Annotated in this window: 13 protein-coding genes; 3 read left to right on the forward strand and 10 right to left on the reverse strand. The window is 70.7% G+C overall.

Going from position 1 to position 21,790, the window contains the following annotated elements; translation table 11 throughout:
• Positions 1-7: 7 nt before the first annotated feature.
• The 3 genes from OG199_RS13245 (at position 8) to OG199_RS13255 (ending at position 6,823) form a co-directional block, all read left to right on the forward strand.
• Positions 8-5,017 carry an ATP-dependent helicase gene (locus tag OG199_RS13245; RefSeq protein ID WP_405829631.1) on the forward strand — a complete coding sequence of 1,670 codons (5,010 nt, stop codon included), beginning with the start codon at positions 8-10 and terminating at the stop codon, positions 5,015-5,017.
• Between the two features lie 115 nt (positions 5,018-5,132).
• Positions 5,133-6,029, forward strand: coding sequence for a DNA-formamidopyrimidine glycosylase family protein (locus OG199_RS13250; RefSeq protein ID WP_356801872.1), 897 nt, complete (start codon positions 5,133-5,135; stop codon positions 6,027-6,029).
• A gap of 32 nt (positions 6,030-6,061) precedes the next feature.
• Positions 6,062-6,823 (forward strand): SDR family NAD(P)-dependent oxidoreductase, encoded by a 762-nt coding sequence (locus OG199_RS13255; protein ID WP_405829633.1) that lies wholly within the window; start codon positions 6,062-6,064, stop codon positions 6,821-6,823.
• On the opposite strand, the gene OG199_RS13260 is transcribed toward OG199_RS13255, so the two are convergent.
• From OG199_RS13260 to OG199_RS13305, 10 genes are all read right to left on the reverse strand, one after another.
• The gene (locus OG199_RS13260; protein WP_405829635.1) at positions 6,771-7,061 is read right to left on the reverse strand and encodes a hypothetical protein; all 291 of its coding nucleotides are present in this window, start codon (positions 7,059-7,061) and stop codon (positions 6,771-6,773) included. The genes OG199_RS13255 and OG199_RS13260 overlap by 53 nt on opposite strands.
• A gap of 113 nt (positions 7,062-7,174) precedes the next feature.
• Positions 7,175-7,645, reverse strand: coding sequence for a DNA starvation/stationary phase protection protein (locus OG199_RS13265; protein ID WP_356801867.1), 471 nt, complete (start codon positions 7,643-7,645; stop codon positions 7,175-7,177).
• A 189-nt stretch (positions 7,646-7,834) separates the two neighbouring features.
• Positions 7,835-8,212: a helix-turn-helix domain-containing protein gene (locus OG199_RS13270; protein ID WP_148010798.1), complete on the reverse strand. Its 378-nt coding sequence runs from the start codon at positions 8,210-8,212 to the stop codon at positions 7,835-7,837.
• A 109-nt stretch (positions 8,213-8,321) separates the two neighbouring features.
• Positions 8,322-8,867 (reverse strand): CinA family protein, encoded by a 546-nt coding sequence (locus OG199_RS13275; RefSeq protein ID WP_356801865.1) that lies wholly within the window; start codon positions 8,865-8,867, stop codon positions 8,322-8,324.
• A complete protein-coding gene (gene pgsA / locus OG199_RS13280) occupies positions 8,864-9,577 on the reverse strand; it encodes a CDP-diacylglycerol--glycerol-3-phosphate 3-phosphatidyltransferase (RefSeq protein WP_356801864.1) in 714 nt (237 codons plus the stop codon). Before pgsA ends, OG199_RS13275 begins: the two co-directional genes overlap by 4 nt.
• Positions 9,574-11,049, reverse strand: coding sequence for a 30S ribosomal protein S12 methylthiotransferase RimO (gene rimO, locus OG199_RS13285; RefSeq protein ID WP_405829638.1), 1,476 nt, complete (start codon positions 11,047-11,049; stop codon positions 9,574-9,576). Before rimO ends, pgsA begins: the two co-directional genes overlap by 4 nt.
• 91 nt (positions 11,050-11,140) lie before the next feature.
• On the reverse strand, positions 11,141-11,995 hold the full coding sequence (locus OG199_RS13290) for a RodZ domain-containing protein (RefSeq protein ID WP_356801861.1): 855 nt from the start codon (positions 11,993-11,995) through the stop codon (positions 11,141-11,143).
• 276 nt (positions 11,996-12,271) lie between these two features.
• Positions 12,272-15,010: a DNA translocase FtsK gene (locus OG199_RS13295; RefSeq protein WP_356801859.1), complete on the reverse strand. Its 2,739-nt coding sequence runs from the start codon at positions 15,008-15,010 to the stop codon at positions 12,272-12,274.
• Positions 15,011-15,224: 214 nt separating this feature from the next.
• On the reverse strand, positions 15,225-15,908 hold the full coding sequence (locus tag OG199_RS13300; protein ID WP_266701891.1) for a two-component system response regulator: 684 nt from the start codon (positions 15,906-15,908) through the stop codon (positions 15,225-15,227).
• A gap of 301 nt (positions 15,909-16,209) precedes the next feature.
• Positions 16,210-21,708, reverse strand: a complete 5,499-nt coding sequence (locus tag OG199_RS13305; RefSeq protein WP_401801634.1) for a HAMP domain-containing protein — start codon at positions 21,706-21,708, stop codon at positions 16,210-16,212.
• Positions 21,709-21,790 lie beyond the last annotated feature (82 nt).

Here is a 21,790-nt window from a genome sequence, read left to right on the forward strand (position 1 = left end):
TGGACGCATGGTCAGCTCCGCACACCGAGCCCTCGACGGCTTCTCCCCCGCGACCCGCGGCTGGTTCACGGGGGCGTTCTCCGCGCCCACCGCGGCCCAGGCCGGGGCGTGGAAAGCCATCGGTGAGGGGTCGGACGTGCTGGTGGTCGCCCCGACCGGCTCCGGCAAGACCCTGGCCGCCTTTCTCGCCGCGCTCGACCAGCTGGCCTCGACGCCGCCACCGGCCGACCCCAGGAAGCGCTGCCGGGTGCTGTACGTGTCACCGCTCAAGGCCCTCGCGGTCGACGTGGAGCGGAACCTGCGCAGCCCGCTGACCGGCATCCGCCAGGAGTCCGTGCGCCGGGGCCTTCCCGAGCCCGAGGTGAAGGTGGGCATCCGCTCCGGTGACACCCCGCCCGCCGAGCGCCGCGCGCTGGCCACCCGCCCGCCGGACATCCTGATCACGACTCCCGAGTCGCTGTTCCTGATGCTGACGTCGGCCACACGCGACGCGCTGACGGGCATCGAGACGGTGATCCTGGACGAGGTGCACGCGGTCGCCGGTACGAAGCGCGGAGCCCATCTCGCGCTGACCCTGGAGCGCCTGGACGAGCTGCTGCCCCGGCCCGCACGCCGCATCGGCCTCTCCGCGACGGTCCGCCCGGTCGACGAAGTGGCGCGCTACCTCTCCCCCCGCCGCAAGGTGGAGATCGTCCAGCCGCCCTCCGGCAAGGAGTTCGACCTGTCGGTGGTCGTCCCCGTCGAGGACCTGGGCGAGCTGGGCGGCTCCCCGGTCGCCGACGGCAAGGAGGGCGCGGAGAAGCCCTCGATCTGGCCGCACGTGGAAGAGCGGATCACCGACCTCGTCCAGTCCCACCGCTCCACGATCGTGTTCGCGAACTCCCGCCGCCTGGCGGAGCGCCTCTGCAACCGGCTCAACGAGATCGCGTACGAGCGGGCGACCGGCGAGCCCCTGGAGGAGGCCCACTCCCCGGCCCAGCTGATGGGGGGCTCCGGCGCGGCCCAGGGGGCTCCCCCCGTCATCGCCCGTGCCCACCACGGCTCCGTCTCCAAGGAGCAGCGGGCCCAGGTCGAGGAGGACCTGAAGGCGGGGCGCCTGCCCGCCGTGGTCGCCACCTCCAGCCTGGAGCTCGGCATCGACATGGGCGCGGTGGACCTGGTGATCCAGGTCGAGTCCCCGCCGTCCGTCGCCTCCGGCCTCCAGCGCGTGGGCCGGGCGGGCCACCAGGTCGGCGCGGTCTCCACCGGTGTCGTCTTCCCCAAGTACCGCGGCGACCTCGTCCAGGCGGCGGTCGTCACCGAGCGGATGCGCACCGGCTCCATCGAGTCCCTCAGGGTCCCCGCCAACCCCCTGGACGTGCTCGCCCAGCAGCTCGTCGCCATGACCGCGCTCGACACCTGGCAGGTCGACGACCTGCTCGCCACCGTCCGGCGCGCCGCCCCCTTCGCCTCGCTCCCCGAGTCGGCGTTCACCGCCGTGCTCGACATGCTCGCGGGCCGCTACCCCTCCGACGCCTTCGCCGAGCTCCGCCCCCGCGTGGTGTGGGACCGCGTCGCCGGCACGGTCACCGGCCGCCCGGGAGCGCAGCGCCTCGCCGTCACCTCCGGCGGCACCATCCCCGACCGGGGGCTTTTCGGGGTCTTCCTGGCGGGGGCCGACCCCAAGAAGGGCGGCGGCCGGGTCGGCGAGCTCGACGAGGAGATGGTCTACGAGTCCCGCGTCGGAGACGTCTTCACACTCGGCACGAGTTCCTGGCGCATCGAGGACATCACCCGCGACCGCGTGCTGGTCTCGCCCGCCCCCGGTGTCCCGGGCAGGCTCCCCTTCTGGAAGGGCGACCAGCTCGGCCGCCCGCTCGAACTGGGCCGCGCGGTCGGCGCGTTCCTCCGCGAGGTCGGCTCGCTGCCCAAGGACGACGCCCGGCTGCGGCTGCTGGCCGCCGGACTCGACGCCTGGGCCGCCGACAACGTGCTGTCGTACCTCGCCGAACAGCGCGAGGCGTGCGGCCACATCCCGGACGACCGCACGATCGTCGTCGAGCGGTTCCGCGACGAGCTGGGTGACTGGCGGGTGGTCGTGCACTCGCCCTTCGGTGCCCAGGTGCACGCCCCCTGGGCCCTCGCGCTCGGCGCCCGGCTCTCCGAGCGCTACGGCATGGACGCCCAGGTCATGCACGCCGACGACGGCATCGTGCTGCGTCTGCCCGACGCCGATCTGATGGGCATGGACCTGCTCGACCAGGAACCCGCCAGGACGGGCACGGAATACGACACCGAACAGGCGCCCGTGGGCGCGTCGGACGTCGCCTTCGACAAGGGCGAGGTCAACCAGATCGTCACCGACCAGGTCGGCGGCTCCGCGCTGTTCGCGGCCCGCTTCCGCGAGTGCGCCGCCCGCGCGCTGCTGCTGCCGCGTCGCAGCCCCGGAAAGCGCACCCCGCTGTGGCAGCAACGCCAGCGCGCTGCCCAACTGCTGCAGGTGGCCAGCGAGTTCGGGTCCTTCCCGATCGTCCTGGAGGCGGTCCGCGAGTGCCTCCAGGACGTTTTCGACGTCCCTGGTCTCACGGAACTGATGGGTGACATCGAGTCCCGCAAGGTGCGACTCGTCGAAGTCACGACACCCGAGCCGTCCCCCTTCGCCCGCTCGCTGCTGTTCGGATACGTCGCCCAGTTCCTGTACGAGGGGGACTCGCCGCTCGCCGAGCGGCGGGCCGCCGCGCTGTCGCTGGACTCCCGTCTGCTGGCTGAACTCCTCGGCCAGGCCGAACTGCGCGAGCTGCTCGACGCCGAGGTCCTGACCGAGCTGGAGCGCGAGCTCCAGTGGCTCACCGAGGACCGGCGCGTGAAGGACTCCGAGGGTGTGGCGGACCTGCTGCGCCTGCTGGGCCCGCTCACCGAGGCCGAGTTGGCCGAGCGGGGCGCCGGCCCGGAGTGGGCCGGGGAGCTGGCGGCGGCCCGCCGTGCCATCCGGGTCCGGATCGCCGGCGCCGACCACTGGGCGGCGATCGAGGACGCCGGCCGTCTCCGCGACGCGCTGGGCACCGCACTGCCCGTCGGTGTCCCGGAGGCCTTCACGGAGCCGGTCAAGGATCCGCTCGGCGACCTCCTCGCACGGTACGCCCGCACCCATGGCCCGTTCACGTCCACCACGGCAGCCGCCCGCTTCGGTCTCGGCACGGCCGTCACGGACGGAGCGCTGCACCGCCTCGCCGCGGGCGGCCGTGTCGTGCAGGGCGAGTTCCATCCGGCGGGCATCGGGCAGGAGTGGTGCGACGCCACCGTGCTGCGCAGACTGCGGCGCCGTTCCCTCGCGGCCCTGCGCCACGAGCTGGAGCCCGTACCGCCCGCCGCGCTCGCACAGTTCCTGCCGCAGTGGCAGCACGTCGGCAGCGGGCACGGACTGCGCGGCATCGACGGACTGGTGCGCGCCGTGGAGCAGTTGCAGGGTGCCTCGGTGCCCGCCTCCGCCCTGGAGAAGCTGGTGCTGCCCTCCCGGGTCTCCGGCTACGCTCCCGCGATGCTCGACGAGCTCACCGCCGCCGGTGAGGTGGTCTGGGCGGGCGCCGGGGCGCTGCCCGGCAAGGACGGCTGGGTCTCGCTGTATCTCGCGGACGCGGCCCCGCTGCTCCTGCCGTCCCCGCACCCCTTGGAACCGACCGCGCTGCACCAGTCGGTCCTGGACTCCCTCTCCGGGGGCTACGGCCTGTTCTTCCGTCAGATCACCGACCAGGTCCGCGCCACCACGCACCCCGATGCCACGGATCCCCAACTCGCCGACGCGATCTGGGACCTGGCGTGGTCCGGACGGCTCACGAACGACACGCTCGCGCCGATGCGCTCCCTGCTCGGCTCGGGCCGCACCGCCGGCTCCACGGCCCACCGGGCCAAGCGCACGGTCCCGCGCGGGCGTTACGGCTCCCTGACCGGCGCCGCCCGCCCCCAGTCCCGTACCGGCCCCCCGACCGTGGCCGGCCGCTGGTCGCTGCTACCCGCCCGCGAGGCCGACGCCACCGTGCGCGCCCACGCCCTGGCCCGCACCCTGCTCGACCGGCACGGCGTGGTGACCCGGGGCGCGGTCGCCGCGGAGGGTGTCGAGGGCGGTTTCTCCGCCGTGTACCGCATCCTGTCCGCCTTCGAGGACAGTGGCCAGGCGCGCCGCGGTTATGTGGTGGAGGGGCTCGGTGCCGCCCAGTTCGCGATGGACGGCGCGGTCGACCGGCTGCGCGCGGCGGCGAACGCACGCGACCGCGGCGAAACCCTGACCGGCCCGGACGTCCCGCACGGCTTCCCGGGGCCGAACGGATCGCCGCGCACGCCCGGCTTCCCCGGTGACCGCGGCCGCCCGCGCACCCCGGGTGCCCCCGGCGCGACCGGAAGCCGCGGACGTGCGAGCGCCTCCGCCTCCCCGGACGGCCTCGGCCCGACGGGCTCCCCCGACTTCTCCGACCTCCCCGACTTCTCCGATCTCCCCGGCTTCTCCGACTTCCCGGACGGTCCGGGTCCCACCGAGTCCGACGACCACGGCTTCTCGGCCGACGCCGCCTTCTCGACGCCCGCAGCCCACCCTGCGGACGACCCCATCCACCCCCTGCCCCCGAACCGCACCCGCCCGCACCACCGCCCGACCGTCCAGGCGGTGGTCCTGGCCGCCGCCGACCCCGCGAACGCGTACGGCGCGGCCCTCGGCTGGCCCGAGCCGCCCACCGGCGCCGGACACAAACCCGGACGCAAGGCGGGCTCCCTGGTCGTGCTCGTCGAGGGCGAGCTGACCCTCTACATGGAGCGCGGCGGCAAGACGCTGCTGGCCTGGCCCTCCGACCCGGACGGCGCGGTCATGGACGACGCACGTCTGGGTGCGGCCGCCGAGGCCCTCGCCTCCGCGGCCCGCGCGGGCTCCCTCGGCACGGTCACGGTGGAGCGCGTGAACGGCGCCTCCGCCCTGACCTCCCCCTTCGGCACCCTTCTGGAAGGAGCCGGTTTCATCGCGACCCCGCGCGGCCTGCGCCTGCGCGCCTGACCGACCCCCACGGACCCGCCCCCCACCCACAGACCCGCCACCCACAGCCACAGCCACAGCCACAGCCACAGCCACACCCGAGCACCCCGCCCCCACCCGTGCCACCCTGGAACGCATGCCTGAAGGAGACACCGTCTGGCAGGCCGCGAGACGGCTGCACATCGCCCTCGCGGGCAAGGTGCTGACCCGCTCCGACCTTCGGGTCCCCAGGTTCGCCACCGCCGACCTCACCGGCCGCACCGTCCTGGACGTCACCCCGCGCGGCAAGCACCTCCTCACCCGGATCGAGGGCGGTCTGACCCTCCACTCGCATCTGCGGATGGACGGCTCCTGGAAGGTGTACGCGCCCGGCCGGCGCTGGAGCGGCGGTCCCGCCCACCAGATCCGGGCCGTTCTCGGCACCGCCGACCGTACGGCCGTCGGGTACCGGCTGCCCGTTCTGGAACTGCTGCGCACCACCGACGAGGACCGGGCCGTCGGCCATCTCGGACCCGACCTCCTCGGCCCCGACTGGAACCCCGACAAGGCCCTGGCGAACCTCCTCGAGGACCCCGCCCGCTCCCTGGGCGAGGCGCTGCTCGACCAGCGCAACCTCGCCGGAATCGGCAACGTCTACAAGAGCGAGCTCTGCTTCCTCCTCCGGGTCACCCCCTGGCTCCCCGTCGGCGAGCTCCCCGCCGACCGCGTCCCCCTGCTGCCCGTCCTCGCCAAGAGGCTCCTGGAGGCCAACCGCGACCGTCCGGTCCGCAACACCACGGGCCGCCACGACCAGAACCTCTTCGTGTACGGACGCGCGCCCCGCCCCTGTCTGCGCTGCGGTGCCTCGATCAGGCGTGCCGACCAGGGCGACGGCTCCCGCGAACGCCCCACCTACTGGTGCCCGACCTGCCAGCCCGGCCCCACCCCGGCATCCGGCCCCACCCTGAGGCCCGGCCCCGCCCCGGCACCGGGCCCGGCCCGGACACCCAGCGCCCCCGAACACCGTACGAGGACCCCACGCCCCACCAATTGACGACCCGTCAGAAACCCTCGTACCGTCCCCTCATGGCCGTGAAGGCGTACGACCTCACCGGACGCACCGCATTCGTCACCGGCGCCGCCGGCGGCATCGGCCGCGCGTCGGCCGTCCTGCTCGCGGAGGCGGGAGCCACCGTCCACTGCGCGGACCTGAACCCACAGGGCCTGAACGAGACGGTCACCCTCATCGAGGACGGCGGCGGCGCGGCCCACGCGCACACGCTCGACGTCACCGACCGCGAGCGGCTCCGCCGGGCCGTCAGGTCCTGCCCGCGCCTCGACGTCATGGCGGCGGTGGCCGGGATCATGCACAGCAGCGAGGTGCTGGAGACCCGGGACGAGGACCTCGACCGGGTTCTGGGCGTCAACTTCAAGGGGGTGCTCCACTCCTGCCAGGAGGCGGCCCTCCTCATGATCGAGCAGAACATCCGCGGCAGCATCGTCACCATGGCGTCGGGCGCCGTGGACACCGGCGGGCGCGGACTGCTCTGCTACGGCGCCGCGAAGGCGGCCGTCGTGCAGTTGACGAAGACGCTGGCGACCGAGATCGGCCCGCACGGCATCCGCGTCAACGCGGTCGCGCCCGGCTGGACCCGTACGCCGATGACCGACCGTCACGGGGAGGCACAGGCGCGCACCGAGGCGGTCATGGCCCGGCTGTCACCCCTGGGGCGGGTCGGCGAGGCCGAGGACGTCGCTCACGCCGTGCTCTACCTGGCCTGTGACGCCTCGGCGTTCACGACGGGTCAGATCCTCCGCCCGAACGGCGGCGTCGCGATGCCGTGGTAGCCCCACGACGCCACCGCCACCGCCCGCGCTCCGGGCCCTCCCCCACGCCCTCGCCGTCCCCCGCCATCCCCGGCTTCGGCACACAGTGCACCGGCAGCAGACTCAGTCCCCACCCGCCGGCGACGACCGCCCCTTCCAGCACACCCGCGTCGGGCACCAGCACGAGCCGGAGCACCCCCCACCACCACAGCGCACCGAGCACCAGCGCCACCCCCCAGCGCGCTATCCGCCCTGCCATGGTGCCCACCTCCAGCCCGAAGCTAGACCCGCGCCCTCACACATCGACAGGGCGCACCGACGGCACAGAGGCGCACCCCGGGCACATACGGAGCCGACCGCACCCGCCTCCACTCACCCGTTCTCCGCCTGGAACATCCAGTGATGCTTCTCCAGGTCGGCGGTGATCTGGATGAAGATGTCCTGGGTCACCGGGTCCGCCTCGGCGGTCGACTCCACCCGCGTCCGCATCCGGGTGATCACGGCGCCCAGCGCCTTGACGAGCGTCCCCACGGCATCGGTGTCCTTGACCCAGCCGTCCGGGGTCGCGCCGATGCCGCTGTCGGCGGCCACGGTCCGGGCCCGTCCGTCGGGCGGGACACCCAGCGTCGAGGCGCGCTCGGCCACGGTGTCGGAGTGCAGCCGTGCGGTGTCCACGACCTCGTCGAGCTGGAGATGGACGGAACGGAAGCGCGGTCCGACGACGTTCCAGTGGATCTGCTTCGCCACGAGCGAGAGGTCCACCAGGTCGACCAGCGCTCCCTGCAACGCCTCGGACACCGTCTTCAGGTCCGCTTCCGCCAACGGGCTCTTCACGACGTACATCCGATTCCTCCGACTCTCCTGGCACGGCGCGATACAACACAGCCCACTAACCATGACATAAACGAACAATTCGGGTCACTCGAAGAAAAACGAAGGCCCCGGCCGAACCTGCTCCAGATCTCCCTGGAACAACCCCGGCCGGGGCCTTCGCACAAGCGTGCTCAGCTCATGAGCGTGAACTCGTGAGCGTCAGGCGGCGACGACGTCGACCGCCTCGGCTGGCGCCTTGATCGTGACCCGTTCCGGTGGCACACCGGTGACCGAAACGGAATTCAGCATCGGGCGGCGTACCGGTGCAGGCACCGGGTCGGTGGCCGCTGCAGACTGTGCCAGCTCGGCGAGAGCCAGCTCGTCACTCACTTCCCGCATGAGCTCGGACATCCGTACGTCCAGCGCGTCGCAGATGGCGGAGAGCAGCTCGGAGGATGCCTCCTTCTGCCCCCGCTCCACCTCGGAGAGATAGCCGAGTGAGACTCGGGCGGACGAGGAGACTTCGCGCAGAGTACGGCCCTGGCGCTGGCGCTGCCGACGCAGCACGTCACCCAGCAGGCGACGGAGCAGAATCATCGGTGGCTCCCTCCTCGGACCGCGTAGCCGCATCCTTCTCGCCCCACCGTACCGCCTCGCGCCGCGGCCGTGCGGGGAGCGATGTCGTGTTCACTCAGGGCTGCAAACATCAAGTCCCCCCGTTCTGTTCCGTATCCTGTGCCCGCTCATTTCCGGTCTGTTCGCCCGCGAGCTCTCTCAGGAGCAGTGCGAGTACGCTGCGTACACTCTCCATACGGATTTCCGCCCGGTCGCCGTTCAACCGCAGCCGGACCACTTTCCCGCTCTCGATGGCGGGAAACATCGCTTCGGCAGGACCGTCGACCGCCACGAAGACGGTGCCGACCGGCTGTCCGTCCTGCGGGTCCGGTCCCGCGACTCCGGTGGTCGCGATCCCCCAGTCCGCGCCGAGCGCCTTGCGCACTCCGGCCGCCATCTGGGCCGCGACCTGCGGATCCACCGCCCCGCGCTCGGCCAGCAGGGTGGCGTCGACGCCCAGCAGCAGATGCTTGAGTTCGGTGGCGTACGCGGTCACGGAGCCCCGGAAGGCGCGGGAGGCCCCGGGTGTCGCGGTGATCTCCGCCGCCACCAGACCGCCGGTCAGCGACTCGGCCACGGCGAGCGTCTCGCCCCTCACCGTGAGTAGTCGCAGCACCTCGGCGGCCTCAGGACTCACCGCTCCGCCTCCGCGGCAGCCGCCAGCCGTGCGGCGATCCCGCTCCTGCGCAGCACGATGGCCTGTCTCACATAGTCGAGCCCGGTGACGACGGTCAGGACGACCGCCACGGCCATCACCCAGAACCTCAGGGTGGCCAGTCCCCCCGTCAGCGCGAGGACGTACATGCCGACCGCCGTGCCCTGCGCCAGGGTCTTCAGCTTGCCGCCGCGACTGGCCGGAATGACGCCGTAACGGATCACCACGAAGCGCAGCAGGGTGACGCCGAGCTCGCGCCCGAGGATCACGCCCGTCACCCACCAGGGAAGATCACCCAGCGAGGACAGACAGATCAGCGCCGAGCCCATGATCGCCTTGTCGGCGATGGGGTCGGCGATCTTCCCGAAGTCCGTGACCAGGTCGTACGTACGCGCCAGGTGGCCGTCGAAGATGTCGGTGATCATGGCGACGGCGAAAGCCGCCCAGGCCCAGGCACGCCAGACGGGGTCGTACCCGCCGTCGGCCAGCATCAGCGCCACGAAGCCGGGCACCAGGACGAGCCGGATCATGGTCAGGATGTTCGCGATGTTCCAGAGGCTGGCCTGGTTGACGGCCGCAGCGCCCAGCTTCCCGCCCCGCGCCGGCTTGGAGTCCCCCGGGGCGCCGGGAGCGCCCGCCGCGCCTTTCGCGCTGGGGGAGCCGCCCGCCGCGGATGCCGGGACTCCGGTCATCTGCCCGCCTCCTCAGTACCGGGGAGCGAACCCAGGAGCGGCTCGGCCACCAGGTCGACACCTTCCGTACCGACCACCTTGGCCTCGACGATACGGCCCACGGCCAGGCCTTCGCTGCTCGTGAACAGCACCTGTCCGTCCGTCTCGGGCGCCTGGTGCGCGGCGCGGCCGTACGCGCCGTCCTCGTCGTCGAGGGACTCCACCAGCACCTGGACGGTCTCGCCGACCCGCTCCTCCGCGCGCTGCGCGACCAGCTCCTCGGCGAGCCGGGAGACCCGCGCGAGGCGGTCGGCGACGACGTCCTCGTCCAGCTTGTGGTCGTACGTCGCCGCCTCCGTGCCCTCCTCGTCGGAGTACCCGAAGACACCGATCGCGTCGAGACGCGCATGCGTGAGGAACCGCTCCAGCTCCGCGAGGTCGGCCTCGCTCTCCCCGGGGAAGCCCACGATGAAGTTGGACCGCACACCGGCCTGCGGGGCCTTGGAGCGGATCGTGTCGAGCAGCTCCAGGAAGCGGTCGGTGTCGCCGAAACGGCGCATCGAGCGCAGCACGTCGGGCGCGGAGTGCTGGAAGGAGAGGTCGAAGTAGGGCGCGATGTTCGGCGTCGAGGTGAGGACGTCGATGAGCCCGGGGCGCATCTCGGCGGGCTGCAGATAGCTGACCCGCACCCGCTCGATGCCGTCGATCTCGGCCAGCTCGGGCAGCATCGTCTCCAGCAGGCGGATGTCGCCGAGGTCCTTGCCGTACGAGGTGTTGTTCTCGGAGACCAGCATGACCTCCTTGACGCCCTGCTCGGCCAGCCAGCGCGTCTCGTTCAGTACGTCGCTGGGGCGGCGGGAGATGAAGGAGCCGCGGAAGGACGGGATGGCGCAGAACGAGCAGCGCCGGTCACAGCCGGAGGCGAGCTTCACCGAGGCGACCGGCGAGCCGTCCAGGCGGCGGCGCAGCGGCGCACGGGGGCCGGACACCGGGGCCACGCCCTCCGGCAGGTCCGAGGGGGCGCCGTGGCCGGGAAGGGCCACCTCCTCGCCGGCGCTCTGCCGCTCGGCCGGGCTGATCGGCAGCAGCTTGCGCCGGTCACGGGGGGTGTGCGAGGCGTGGATCCCGCCGTTCAGGATGGTCTGCAGGCGGTCGGAGATGTCCGCGTAGTCGTCGAAGCCGAGCACGCCGTCGGCCTCGGGGAGGGCCTGGGCGAGCTCCTTGCCGTAGCGCTCGGCCATGCAGCCCACGGCCACGACGGCCTGGGTTCTGCCCTGGCCCTTGAGGTCATTGGCTTCGAGGAGGGCGTCGACGGAGTCCTTCTTGGCGGCCTCGACGAAGCCACAGGTGTTGACGACGGCGACGTCCGCGTCCTCGGCGTCCTCCACGAGTTGCCAGCCGTCCGCCTCCAAGCGGCCTGCGAGCTCCTCCGAGTCCACCTCGTTACGGGCGCAGCCAAGAGTGACGAGTGCGACGGTACGGCGTTCAGGCATGGGCTCAAGACTACTTTGTCTCACTGACGGCCCACGTCGACGGGGTTGGCCGATCTTGGCCAACCCCGTCCACGCCTGCGCCTCGGGCCCGTTATCCGACGACGGGGTCGCCCTTGGTGTAGGTCAGTCGCTCGACCTGGCCCGACTGGAACTGGTCGTCGATCTTCTTGCCGTTCACGTACAGCTGGATCGCGCCCGCGTCGCCGAGGACGAGGTCGATCTTCGTCTTGTCCTGGAAGGTCTGGGACTCGCCCTGCTTGAGCAGACCGTCGAAGAGCAGCCGGCCGTTGTGGTCCTTGGCGGAGATCCAGCTGCGCCCGTCGGGGGCGCTCACCTGCACGGTCACCTTGTCCTGCGGGGCGGCCGCGATGGCGCTGTCGGAAGGATCGGGCTTCGGGTCGGCGGGCTTGCTGCTCTTGGGGCTGGCCGAGACGGGGGACTTGCCGGTGGTGGGCGTGGAACCCTCGGCGACGTTCGACTTCGCGCCGTCGCCCGAGCTGCCCTTGATCGCGGTGAAGCCGACGAAGCCGATCACCGCGACGATCGCCGCGACCATGGCCGCGGTCCAGTTCGGCCCGCGACGCTCCGGGCGGATACGTTCCGCCTCGAAGAGCGGGGCGGCCGGGGTCGGCGCGGGACGCCCGCCGTGTTCGGCGTCGTAGCGTGCCAGCAGAGGAACCGGGTCGAGCTGCACGGCGCGGGCCAGGGTCCGGATGTGACCGCGTGCGTAGACGTCACCGCCACAGGGGCTGAAGTCGTCCTGTTCGATCGCGTGCACGATGGCGATACGGACCCGGGTCGCGTTGCTGACGTCGTCGACGGTCAGTCCGGCCTCGATGCGGGCCTGCTGCAGAGCACGGCCGACCGAGGGACCTTCTTCATGGTGCTCTTCGAACGGGCGCTCGTCTTCGGGGATGTTGCCGTCAGGGGAGTTGCCGATGGACACGGGGGCGCCTTTCGAGCGTGTAGCCACCTGTGCTGGAGGTTCAGTTTAGGGGGGGTACGAAAGCGTGGGGCAACCGGGCGGTACGACTTTGTACGCCATCAGAATGGCCGGTCATCCTGATGTGGGACTTATACCCGTCCCTCGCTCAACTTGACGTCCGCCGAGGGGAAACGGTTGCCCTTCGGCTCCTTACGGGTGAGTCACGTTCGAATATCAACATGTCGTGTACCCCCGGGTCCGGTGACCGATGCGTCCCGGTTTCCCGGGCCGAGGACCCTACGCTTCGGCTTCCCCGCGCATCACGGCGAGCACACCGTCGAGCTCGTCGCCCTTCACCAGAACGTCCCGTGCCTTGGATCCCTCACTCGGCCCCACGATGCCGCGCGACTCCATGAGGTCCATCAGCCGTCCCGCCTTGGCGAAACCGACGCGCAGTTTGCGCTGGAGCATCGAGGTGGACCCGAACTGCGACGTGACGACCAGCTCGGCCGCGGCACACAACAGGTCGAGGTCGTCACCGATGTCCTCGTCGATCTCCTTCTTCTGTTTGGTGCCCACCGTGACGTCGTCCCGGAAGACGGGCGCCATCTGGTCCTTGCAGTGCTGCACGATCGCGGCGACCTCGTCCTCGGTGACGAAGGCGCCCTGCATACGGGTCGGCTTGTTGGCGCCCATCGGCAGGAAGAGCCCGTCGCCCTTGCCGATCAGCTTCTCGGCGCCCGGCTGGTCGAGGATGACGCGGCTGTCGGCGAGCGAGGAGGTGGCGAAGGCGAGCCGCGACGGCACGTTCGCCTTGATCAGACCGGTGACGACGTCGACCGACGGCCGCTGCGTGGCGAGCACCAGATGGATGCCGGCCGCACGCGCGAGCTGCGTGATGCGCACGATCGCGTCCTCGACGTCGCGCGGCGCGACCATCATCAGGTCCGCGAGCTCGTCGACGATCACCAGCAGGTAGGGGTACGGCGTCAGCTCACGCTCACTGCCCTCGGGCAGCTTCACCTTGCCGTTCCTGATGGCCTCGTTGAAGTCGTCGATGTGCCGGTAGCCGAACGCCGCGAGGTCGTCGTAGCGCAGGTCCATCTCCCGCACGACCCACTGGAGGGCCTCGGCGGCCCGCTTCGGGTTGGTGATGATCGGCGTGATCAGGTGCGGGATGCCCTCGTACGCGGTCAGCTCGACCCGCTTGGGGTCCACGAGGACCATCCGGACGTCCTCGGGGGTCGCCCGGACCATCACGGACGTGATCAGGCAGTTGATGCACGAGGACTTACCGGAACCGGTTGCTCCGGCCACGAGCACGTGCGGCATCTTCGCCAGGTTGGCCATCACATACCCGCCCTCGACGTCCTTGCCGAGCGCGACGAGCATCGGGTGGTCGTCCTCGGCCGCGTCCGCGAGGCGCAGCACGTCGCCGAGGTTGACCATCTCCCGGTCGGTGTTCGGGATCTCGATGCCGACCGCCGACTTGCCGGGGATCGGGCTGATGATCCGCACATCGGGGCTGGCGACCGCGTACGCGATGTTCTTGGTGAGCGCGGTGATCCGCTCGACCTTCACGGCCGGGCCGAGCTCGACCTCGTAGCGGGTGACCGTCGGACCGCGGGTGAAGCCGGTGACGGCGGCGTCGACCTTGAACTCCATGAACACGTTCTGGAGCGAGGCGACCACCGCGTCGTTGGCGGCGCTGCGTGTCTTGCCGGGTCCGCCGCGCTCCAGGAGGTCGAGTGACGGCAGGGAGTAGGTGATGTCGCCGGAGAGCTGGAGCTGCTCGGCGCGCGGGGGCAGGTCGCGCGGCGCGTCGGGCGCGGACTTGGTGAGGTCGGGCACGACGGAGTCGACGGCCAGGGACTCCTGCCGGGGCCGCTTCGCTCCCGGGACGGCCTTGGCGCGGGCGGCCGGCACCGGAGTCGTCTCCTCGTAGCCGTCTCGTTCCGCGGTGACGCCCTGGGTCAGGTCGGCGACCAGCGGAGAGGGCGGCATGCCGTGCATCACGGCTCCGTCGAGCGCGGCGGCGGCCGCCGCGGCGACGTCCACGGCGTCCATCGGCCGGTTCGGGTCGTGCTGCCGCCCGGCAGCCCGCCGGGGGCGGCCACGGCGCTTGGTGAGCGCCTCTTCCTCGGCGCCCTCGGGGTCGTAGTCGCCAGGCCCGCTCGGGCGCCTGCGGGGGCGCGCGGGGAGCGCCTCGCGCCACTGCTCGTCGTAGCGCTCGTCGTCCTCACCGAAGAACATCTCGTCCGGGTCGCCCTGCACGATGCCGAGCCGCTGTCCGAGCAGCCGCAGCCGCTGCGGGATCGCGTTGACGGGCGTGGCCGTGACGACCAGCAGACCGAAGACCGTGAGCAGGACCAGGAGCGGTACGGCGAGGACGTCGCCCATGGTGTACGTCAGCGGGGTGGACGCGCCCCAGCCGATGAGGCCGCCGGCGTCCCTTATCGCCTGCATGCCGTCGCTGCGCGCGGGCGACCCGCAGGCGATGTGGACCTGCCCGAGCACCCCGATGACGAGCGCGGACAGGCCGATCACGATGCGGCCGTTGGCCTCGGGCTTCTCGGGGTGCCGGATGAAGCGGACGGCGATGACGGCGAGGAGTATCGGGACGAGCAGGTCGAGCCGGCCGAAGGCGCCGGTCACGAGCATCTCGACGAGGTCACCGACGGGCCCCTGCAGATTCGACCACGTGCCCGCCGCGACGATCAGCGCGAGGGCGAGCAGCAGAAGCGCGACGCCGTCCTTGCGGTGCGCCGGGTCGAGCCCCTTCGCGCCCCGCCCTATGCCGCGGAACATCGCCCCGACGGCATGCGCGAGGCCCAGCCACACGGCGCGTACGAGCCTGTACACACCCGTGGTCGGGCTGGGCGCCGGCGCGGGTACGGGCTTCTTCGCCGCGGCCTTCCTGGCGGGCGCCTTCTTGGCGACCGCTTTTTTCGCGGGGGCCTTCTTCACCGGAGCCTTCGTCGGAGCGGCCGCCTTCTTCGCTGGCGGCTTCTTGGCTGCGGACTGACGTGAGGCCATGGGTGTGAGGTTACCGGTGGAGACGACAAGGGACACGTGTGCCCACAGCTTCACCCGATCGTGTCGCCCTTGCCGAGGCACAGAACTGACGCCGGATCACTGGGCGCGGCTTCCCCGGGAACGCTCGCTCAGGGGACGGCGGCTCCGCGTTCCGCTCATCACACTTCGCGGGATCGAAGGCCGGTTCGCGACGCGCCCGGCGCGGGACCGGAGATCAGTTCTGCGAGGGCACCGACGGCGCCCCACTGCCCGTGCCCGGCTCCAACGCGTCCAGTGCCCTGCGCAGTCCGGTGAGTTTGCGTTCGAGATGGGCGGCGGTCGCCACCGCCGCCGCGTCCGCCGAGTCGTCGTCGAGCTGCTTGGACAGCGCCTCGGCCTGCTCCTCAACGGCCGCGAGCCGCGCCGAGAGTTCGGCGAGGAGACCGGCCGGCTCCTTGGCCGTGCCGAGCGCCACCTTGCCGCCGCCCTCCAGCTGGAGCCGCAGCAGCGCGGCCTGCTCCCGCAGTTGGCAGTTCTTCATGTAGAGCTCGACGAAGACAGAGACCTTCGCGCGCAGCACCCACGGGTCGAACGGCTTGGAGATGTAGTCGACCGCACCCGCCGCGTACCCCCGGAAGGTGTGGTGCGGACCGTGGTTGATCGCGGTGAGGAAGATGATCGGGATGTCCCGGGTCCGTTCTCGCCGCTTGATGTGCGCGGCGGTCTCGAACCCGTCCATACCCGGCATCTGCACGTCCAGCAGAATGACCGCGAAGTCGTCCGTGAGTAGTGCTTTGAGCGCTTCCTCCCCGGACGATGCCCGCACCAGTGTCTGATCGAGCGCGGAGAGGATCGCCTCCAGCGCCAGCAGATTCTCCGGCCGGTCATCGACCAGGAGGATCTTGGCCTTCTGCACCATGGCCCGCCCTCCTCGTCCCGGCAGTGCACCGGGCGCCGCCCCAGGGGACGACTCCCTTGCGCCGTCCGTCCTTGTGCCGGTCATGGTAGCCGCACCCCGCCTGTCGCCACACCCTGTCACCGCGATGTCACTGTGCACGTAGCAGAAACGTAGTGGGGGACCAGAAGGTTCCCCGAATCCCGCGCTTCTACACGGCTTCGCCCACAGTCGGTTGTCCGACGTCGGGCGTGCCGCGACGAGCCGCCGTCCCGCACACCGCGGTGTCCGGGACGCCGCCACCGTACAGCGAACCGCACCCCGCTCACTCCCCCCGCATCCACTGTTCCATCACGGAGAGCAGGTGATCGGGATCGACCGGCTTGGTGACGTAGTCGGACGCCCCGGACTCGATGGCCTTCTCGCGGTCGCCCTTCATCGCCTTCGCGGTGAGCGCGATGATCGGCAGTCCGGCGAACTGCGGCATCCGGCGAATCGCCGTCGTCGTCGCATAGCCGTCCATCTCGGGCATCATGATGTCCATCAGGACAACCGTCACATCATCGTGCTGCTCCAGGACCTCGATGCCCTCACGGCCGTTCTCGGCGTACAGCACCGAGAGCCCGTGCTGCTCCAGGACGCTGGTGAGCGCGAACACGTTGCGGATGTCGTCGTCGACGATCAGCACCTTCTCGCCCTCGAACCGGATGCCGCCGCGCGGCTGCGACGCCTCCTGCTGCGGCGTGACCGGCCACTGCTCCTGGACGGGTCCGCCGGCCCCGTTCGGCTGCGCCGTCAGCCCAGGACGCGACTCGGCCACCGGCAGCGCCCTGCGGCGCCTCCTGAAGAGCGCGGCGGGCCCGTTCTGGGTCTCCTGGTACGACTTCACCTCGGCCGGCGTCTCGATGTCCCCGCCGGCCAGCTCCGCCTCGGACGCCAGCAGCTCCCCCGCTCCCAGCGCGGCCGCGAGCTGTCCGTAGCCCTGCGGAGGCAGTTCGCTCGGGTGCAGCGGCAGGTACAGCGTGAACGTCGAACCGCGTCCCGGCTCGCTCTGCGCGTGGATCTCACCGCCCAGCAGACGCGCGATCTCCCGCGAGATGGACAGCCCCAGCCCCGTACCGCCGTACTTCCTGCTCGTCGTGCCGTCCGCCTGCTTGAAGGCCTCGAAGATCACCCGCATCTTGCTGGCCGCGATCCCGATGCCGGTGTCGGTCACGGAGAACGCGATCAGGTCGGCGTCGGCGTCCCGCAGCGAACCCGCCTCCAGCAACTGCTCCCTGATGGCCACCGGCACATCGGCGCCCGCCGGCCGGATCACCAGCTCGACCGCTCCGGAGTCGGTGAACTTCACCGCGTTGGAGAGCAGGTTGCGCAGCACCTGGAGGAGCCGCTGCTCGTCGGTGTGCAGCGTGGCGGGCAGTTCCGGCGAGACCCGGACCGAGAAGTCGAGGCCCTTCTCCGCGGTCAGCGGGCGGAACGTCGCCTCCACGTAGTCGACGAGCTGCACCAGCGCGATACGCGTCGGCGACACGTCCATCTTCCCGGCCTCGACCTTCGACAGGTCCAGGATGTCGTTGATCAGCTGGAGCAGGTCGGAACCCGCGCCGTGGATCGTCTCGGCGAACTCGACCTGCTTCGGGGTGAGGTTCGACTCCGCGTTGTCGGCGAGCAACTTGGCCAGGATCAGCAGCGAGTTGAGCGGCGTCCGCAGCTCGTGCGACATGTTCGCCAGGAACTCGCTCTTGTAGCGCATGGAGACCGCGAGCTGTTCGGCACGCTCCTCCAGGACCTGGCGGGCCTCCTCGATCTCGGTGTTCTTGACCTCGATGTCGCGGTTCTGCTGGGCCAGCAGCTCGGCCTTCTCCTCCAGTTCCGCGTTGGAGTCCTGAAGCGCCTTCTGCCGGTTCTCCAGCTCGGCCGACCGCTCCCGGAGCTGCTCGGTCAGCTCCTGCGACTGCTTGAGCAGCACCTCCGTCTTGGTGTTGACGGAGATGGTGTTGACGCTCGTCGCGATCATCTCGGCGATCTGGTTCAGGAAGTCCTTCTGGATCTGCGTGAACGGGGTGAAGGAGGCCAGCTCGATGACACCGAGCACGGTCCCCTCGAAGAGCACCGGGAGCACGATGACCTGCGCCGGGGGCGCCTCGCCGAGCCCGGAGGAGATCTTCAGATAGCCGCTCGGCGCGTTCTCCACCAGGATCGTGCGCTTCTCCTGGGCGGCCGTCCCGATGAGCGCCTCACCGGGCCGGAACGACGTCGGCATCGAGCCCATCGAGTAGCCGTACGACCCGAGCATGCGCAGCTCGTACGCCTCCTCGTCCTCGGCGCTCGCGTCCCTCCCGTCGACCAGCGGCATCGACAGGAAGAACGCGCCGTGCTGCGCGGAGACCACCGGCGTCAGCTCGCTCATGATCAGCGAGGCGACGTCGTCGAGGTCGCGGCGCCCCTGCATCAGCGCGGAGATACGGGCCAGGTTGCCCTTGAGCCAGTCCTGTTCCTTGTTGGCGATGGTGGTGTCGCGCAGGTTGGCGATCATCTTATTGATGTAGTCCTGAAGTTCCTGGATCTCGCCCGAGGCGTCCACGTCGATCTTCAGGTTCAGGTCGCCGCGGGTCACCGCGGTCGCCACGCGCGCGATGGCACGCACCTGCCGGGTCAGGTTCCCGGCCATCTCGTTCACCGACTCGGTGAGGTCGCGCCAGGTGCCGTCGACGTCACGGACCCGCGCCTGACCGCCCAACTGGCCCTCGGTGCCCACCTCGCGGGCCACCCGGGTGACCTCCTCCGCGAAGGACGACAGCTGGTCGACCATCGTGTTGATGGTGGTCTTCAGTTCGAGGATCTCGCCGCGGGCGTCGATGTCGATCTTCTTGGTCAGGTCGCCCTTGGCGATGGCCGTGGTGACCATCGCGATGTTGCGCACCTGGCCGGTCAGGTTGGACGCCATCCCGTTCACGGACTCGGTGAGGTCCTTCCACGTACCGGCGACTCCCGGAACGTGCGCCTGACCACCGAGGATGCCGTCCGTACCCACCTCACGGGCCACCTTGGTGACCTGCTCGGCGAACGAACTCAGCGTCTTCACCATGGTGTTGAAGGTGTCGGCGAGCTGCGCGACCTCGCCGCGCGCCTCGATCGTCACCGTCCGGGTGAGGTCGCCGTTGGCGACGGCCGCCGCCACCTGCGAGATGTTCCGCACCTGCATCGTGAGGTTGTAGGCCATCAGGTTGACGTTGTCGCTCAGGTCCTTCCAGATGCCCGTGACCCCGGGCACCCGCGCCTGACCGCCCAACTGGCCCTCCGTGCCCACCTCGCGGGCCACCCGGGTCACCTGCTCGGCGAACGACGACAGCTGGTCGACCATCGTGTTGACGGTGGTGACCAGTTCGAGGATCTCGCCCTTGGCGTCGACGGTGATCTTCTTGGACAGGTCACCCATGGCGACGGCGGTGGTCACCTCGGCGATGTTGCGCACCTGGATGGTCAGGTTGTTCGCCATGAAGTTCACGGACTGCGTGAGGTCCTTCCAGGTGCCGGAGACACCCTGCACCTCGGCCTGCCCGCCGAGCCGGCCCTCCGTGCCCACCTCACGGGCCACCCGCGTCACCTGCTCGGCGAAGTTCGACAGCTGGTCGACCATCGTGTTGAGGGTGTTCTTCAGCTCCAGGATCTCGCCGCGCGCGTCCACGTCGATCTTCTGCGACAGGTCACCCCGGGCCACCGCGGTCGCGACCTGCGCGATGTTGCGGACCTGCGCGGTCAGGTTCCCCGCCATGCCGTTCACGGAGTCCGTCAGGTCGCGCCACACGCCCGCGACGCCCGGCACCTGCGCCTGCCCGCCGAGCCGGCCCTCCGTGCCCACCTCACGGGCCACCCGCGTCACCTGGTCCGCGAAGGCGGAGAGCTGGTCGACCATCGTGTTGATGGTGTTCTTCAGCTCCAGGATCTCGCCGCGCGCGTCCACGTCGATCTTCTGCGACAGGTCACCCCGGGCCACCGCCGTGGTGACCTGGGCGATCTGCCGCACCTGCGAGGTGAGGTTCCCCGCCATGAAGTTGACGGAGTCGGTCAGTTCCTTCCACGTACCGGACACGCCGTCCACGCGGGCCTGCCCGCCGAGGCGGCCCTCCGTACCCACGTCCCGGGCCATCCGCGTCACCTGGTCGGCGAAGGACGACAGCTGGTCCACCATCGTGTTGACGGTGTTCTTCAGCTGGAGCATCTCGCCGGAGACGTCGACGGTGACCTTCTGCGACAGATCGCCGTTGGCGACCGCCGTCGTCACCTGCGCGATGTTGCGGACCTGTCCGGTCAGGTTCCTGAAGGCCGTGTTGACGGAGTCCGTCAGGTCCTTCCAGGTGCCCGCGGCGCCCGGCACCTGCGCCTGACCGCCCAGTTCACCCTCGACACCGATCTCCCGCGCCACGCGCGTGACCTCGTCACCGAAGGACGACAGCTGGTCCACCATCGTGTTGACGGTGTTCTTCAGCTCCAGCATCTCGCCGGCGACCTCGACGCTGACCTTCTGCGAGAGGTCACCATTGGCCACGGCCGTGGTCACCGCGGCGATGTCCCGCACCTGGGTCGTGAGGTTGCGGAACACCGTGTTGACGGAGTCCGTCAGGTCCTTCCACGTACCCGCCGCGCCCGGCACGTTCGCCTGCCCGCCGAGCCGTCCCTCGCCACCGACCTCGTTGGCCACGCGCGTGACCTCGTCCGCGAACGTCCGCAGCGTCTCGGTCATCTGGTTGATCGTCTCGGCGAGCTGCGCGACCTCGCCCCGCGCCGAGACGGTCACCTTCTGTGACAGGTCACCGTTCGCGACCGCCGTCGTCACCTGCGCGATCCCGCGCACCTGGGCCGTGAGGTTGCCGGCCATGAGGTTCACCGAATCGGTGAGGTCCTTCCACACGCCGGCCACACCGGGCACCTGCGCCTGACCGCCGAGTTCACCCTCGGTGCCCACCTCGCGCGCGACCCTCGTCACCTCGGAGGAGAACGAGGAGAGCTGGTCCACCATCGTGTTGACGGTGTTCTTCAGCTCCAGCATCTCGCCGGCCACGTGAACCGTGACCTTCCGGGACAGGTCACCCTTGGCGACCGCCGTCGTGACGAGAGCGATGTCACGCACCTGAGCCGTCAGCCGGTACGCCATGGTGTTGACCGAGTCCGTGAGGTCCTTCCACGAACCGGACATACCGCGCACCCGGGCCTGTCCGCCCAGCTTGCCCTCGGTACCGACCTCGCTGGCCACCCGGGTGACCTCGTCGGTGAACGTGGACAGCTGGTCGACCAGATTGTTGACCGTGCGCCCGACCTTGAGGAACTCCCCGCGCAGCGGATGCCCGTTGCCGTCCGCCGCCTGCGCCCGCAGCTCCATGCGGGGCGACAGATCGCCCTCCGCCACCGCGGACAGCACCCGGCCGACCTCGGAGACAGGTCGTACGAGGTCGTCGACGAGCGCGTTGGACGCGTCGATCGCCGCCCCCCAGGAACCCTCGCAGGCGCCCGTCTCCAGCCGCTCCGTGAGTTTGCCCTCACGGCCGACCATCCGCCGCACCCGCGACAGCTCACCCGTCAGGTGCAGGTTGCGATCGGCCACCTCGTTGAAGACCGCGGCGATCTCCGACATCACGCCGTCGCCGGAGACCGTGAGGCGCTTGCGGAAATTGCCGTCCCGCATCGACACCAGGGCGGCCAGCAGCCTGTTCAGAGCCGCCGTGTCCACCTCGGTGGTGCCGCTGCGCGGCGTGCGCTGGCTGTTCAGGGACTGTCCGTCTTTTGCGCGCGTCTTGGTGCCCCGCGTCGCTTCGCCAGACTCCACTGTGTCCCTCCCGCAAGGGTCGACCATTACTGCTCGGCGTACTGGGATACTGCTGCTCGGCGAACCGGAAGGCCCTCAGCCT

This window comes from Streptomyces sp. NBC_01176 (assembly GCF_045039825.1).
In the GTDB taxonomy this organism is placed as follows: domain Bacteria; phylum Actinomycetota; class Actinomycetes; order Streptomycetales; family Streptomycetaceae; genus Streptomyces.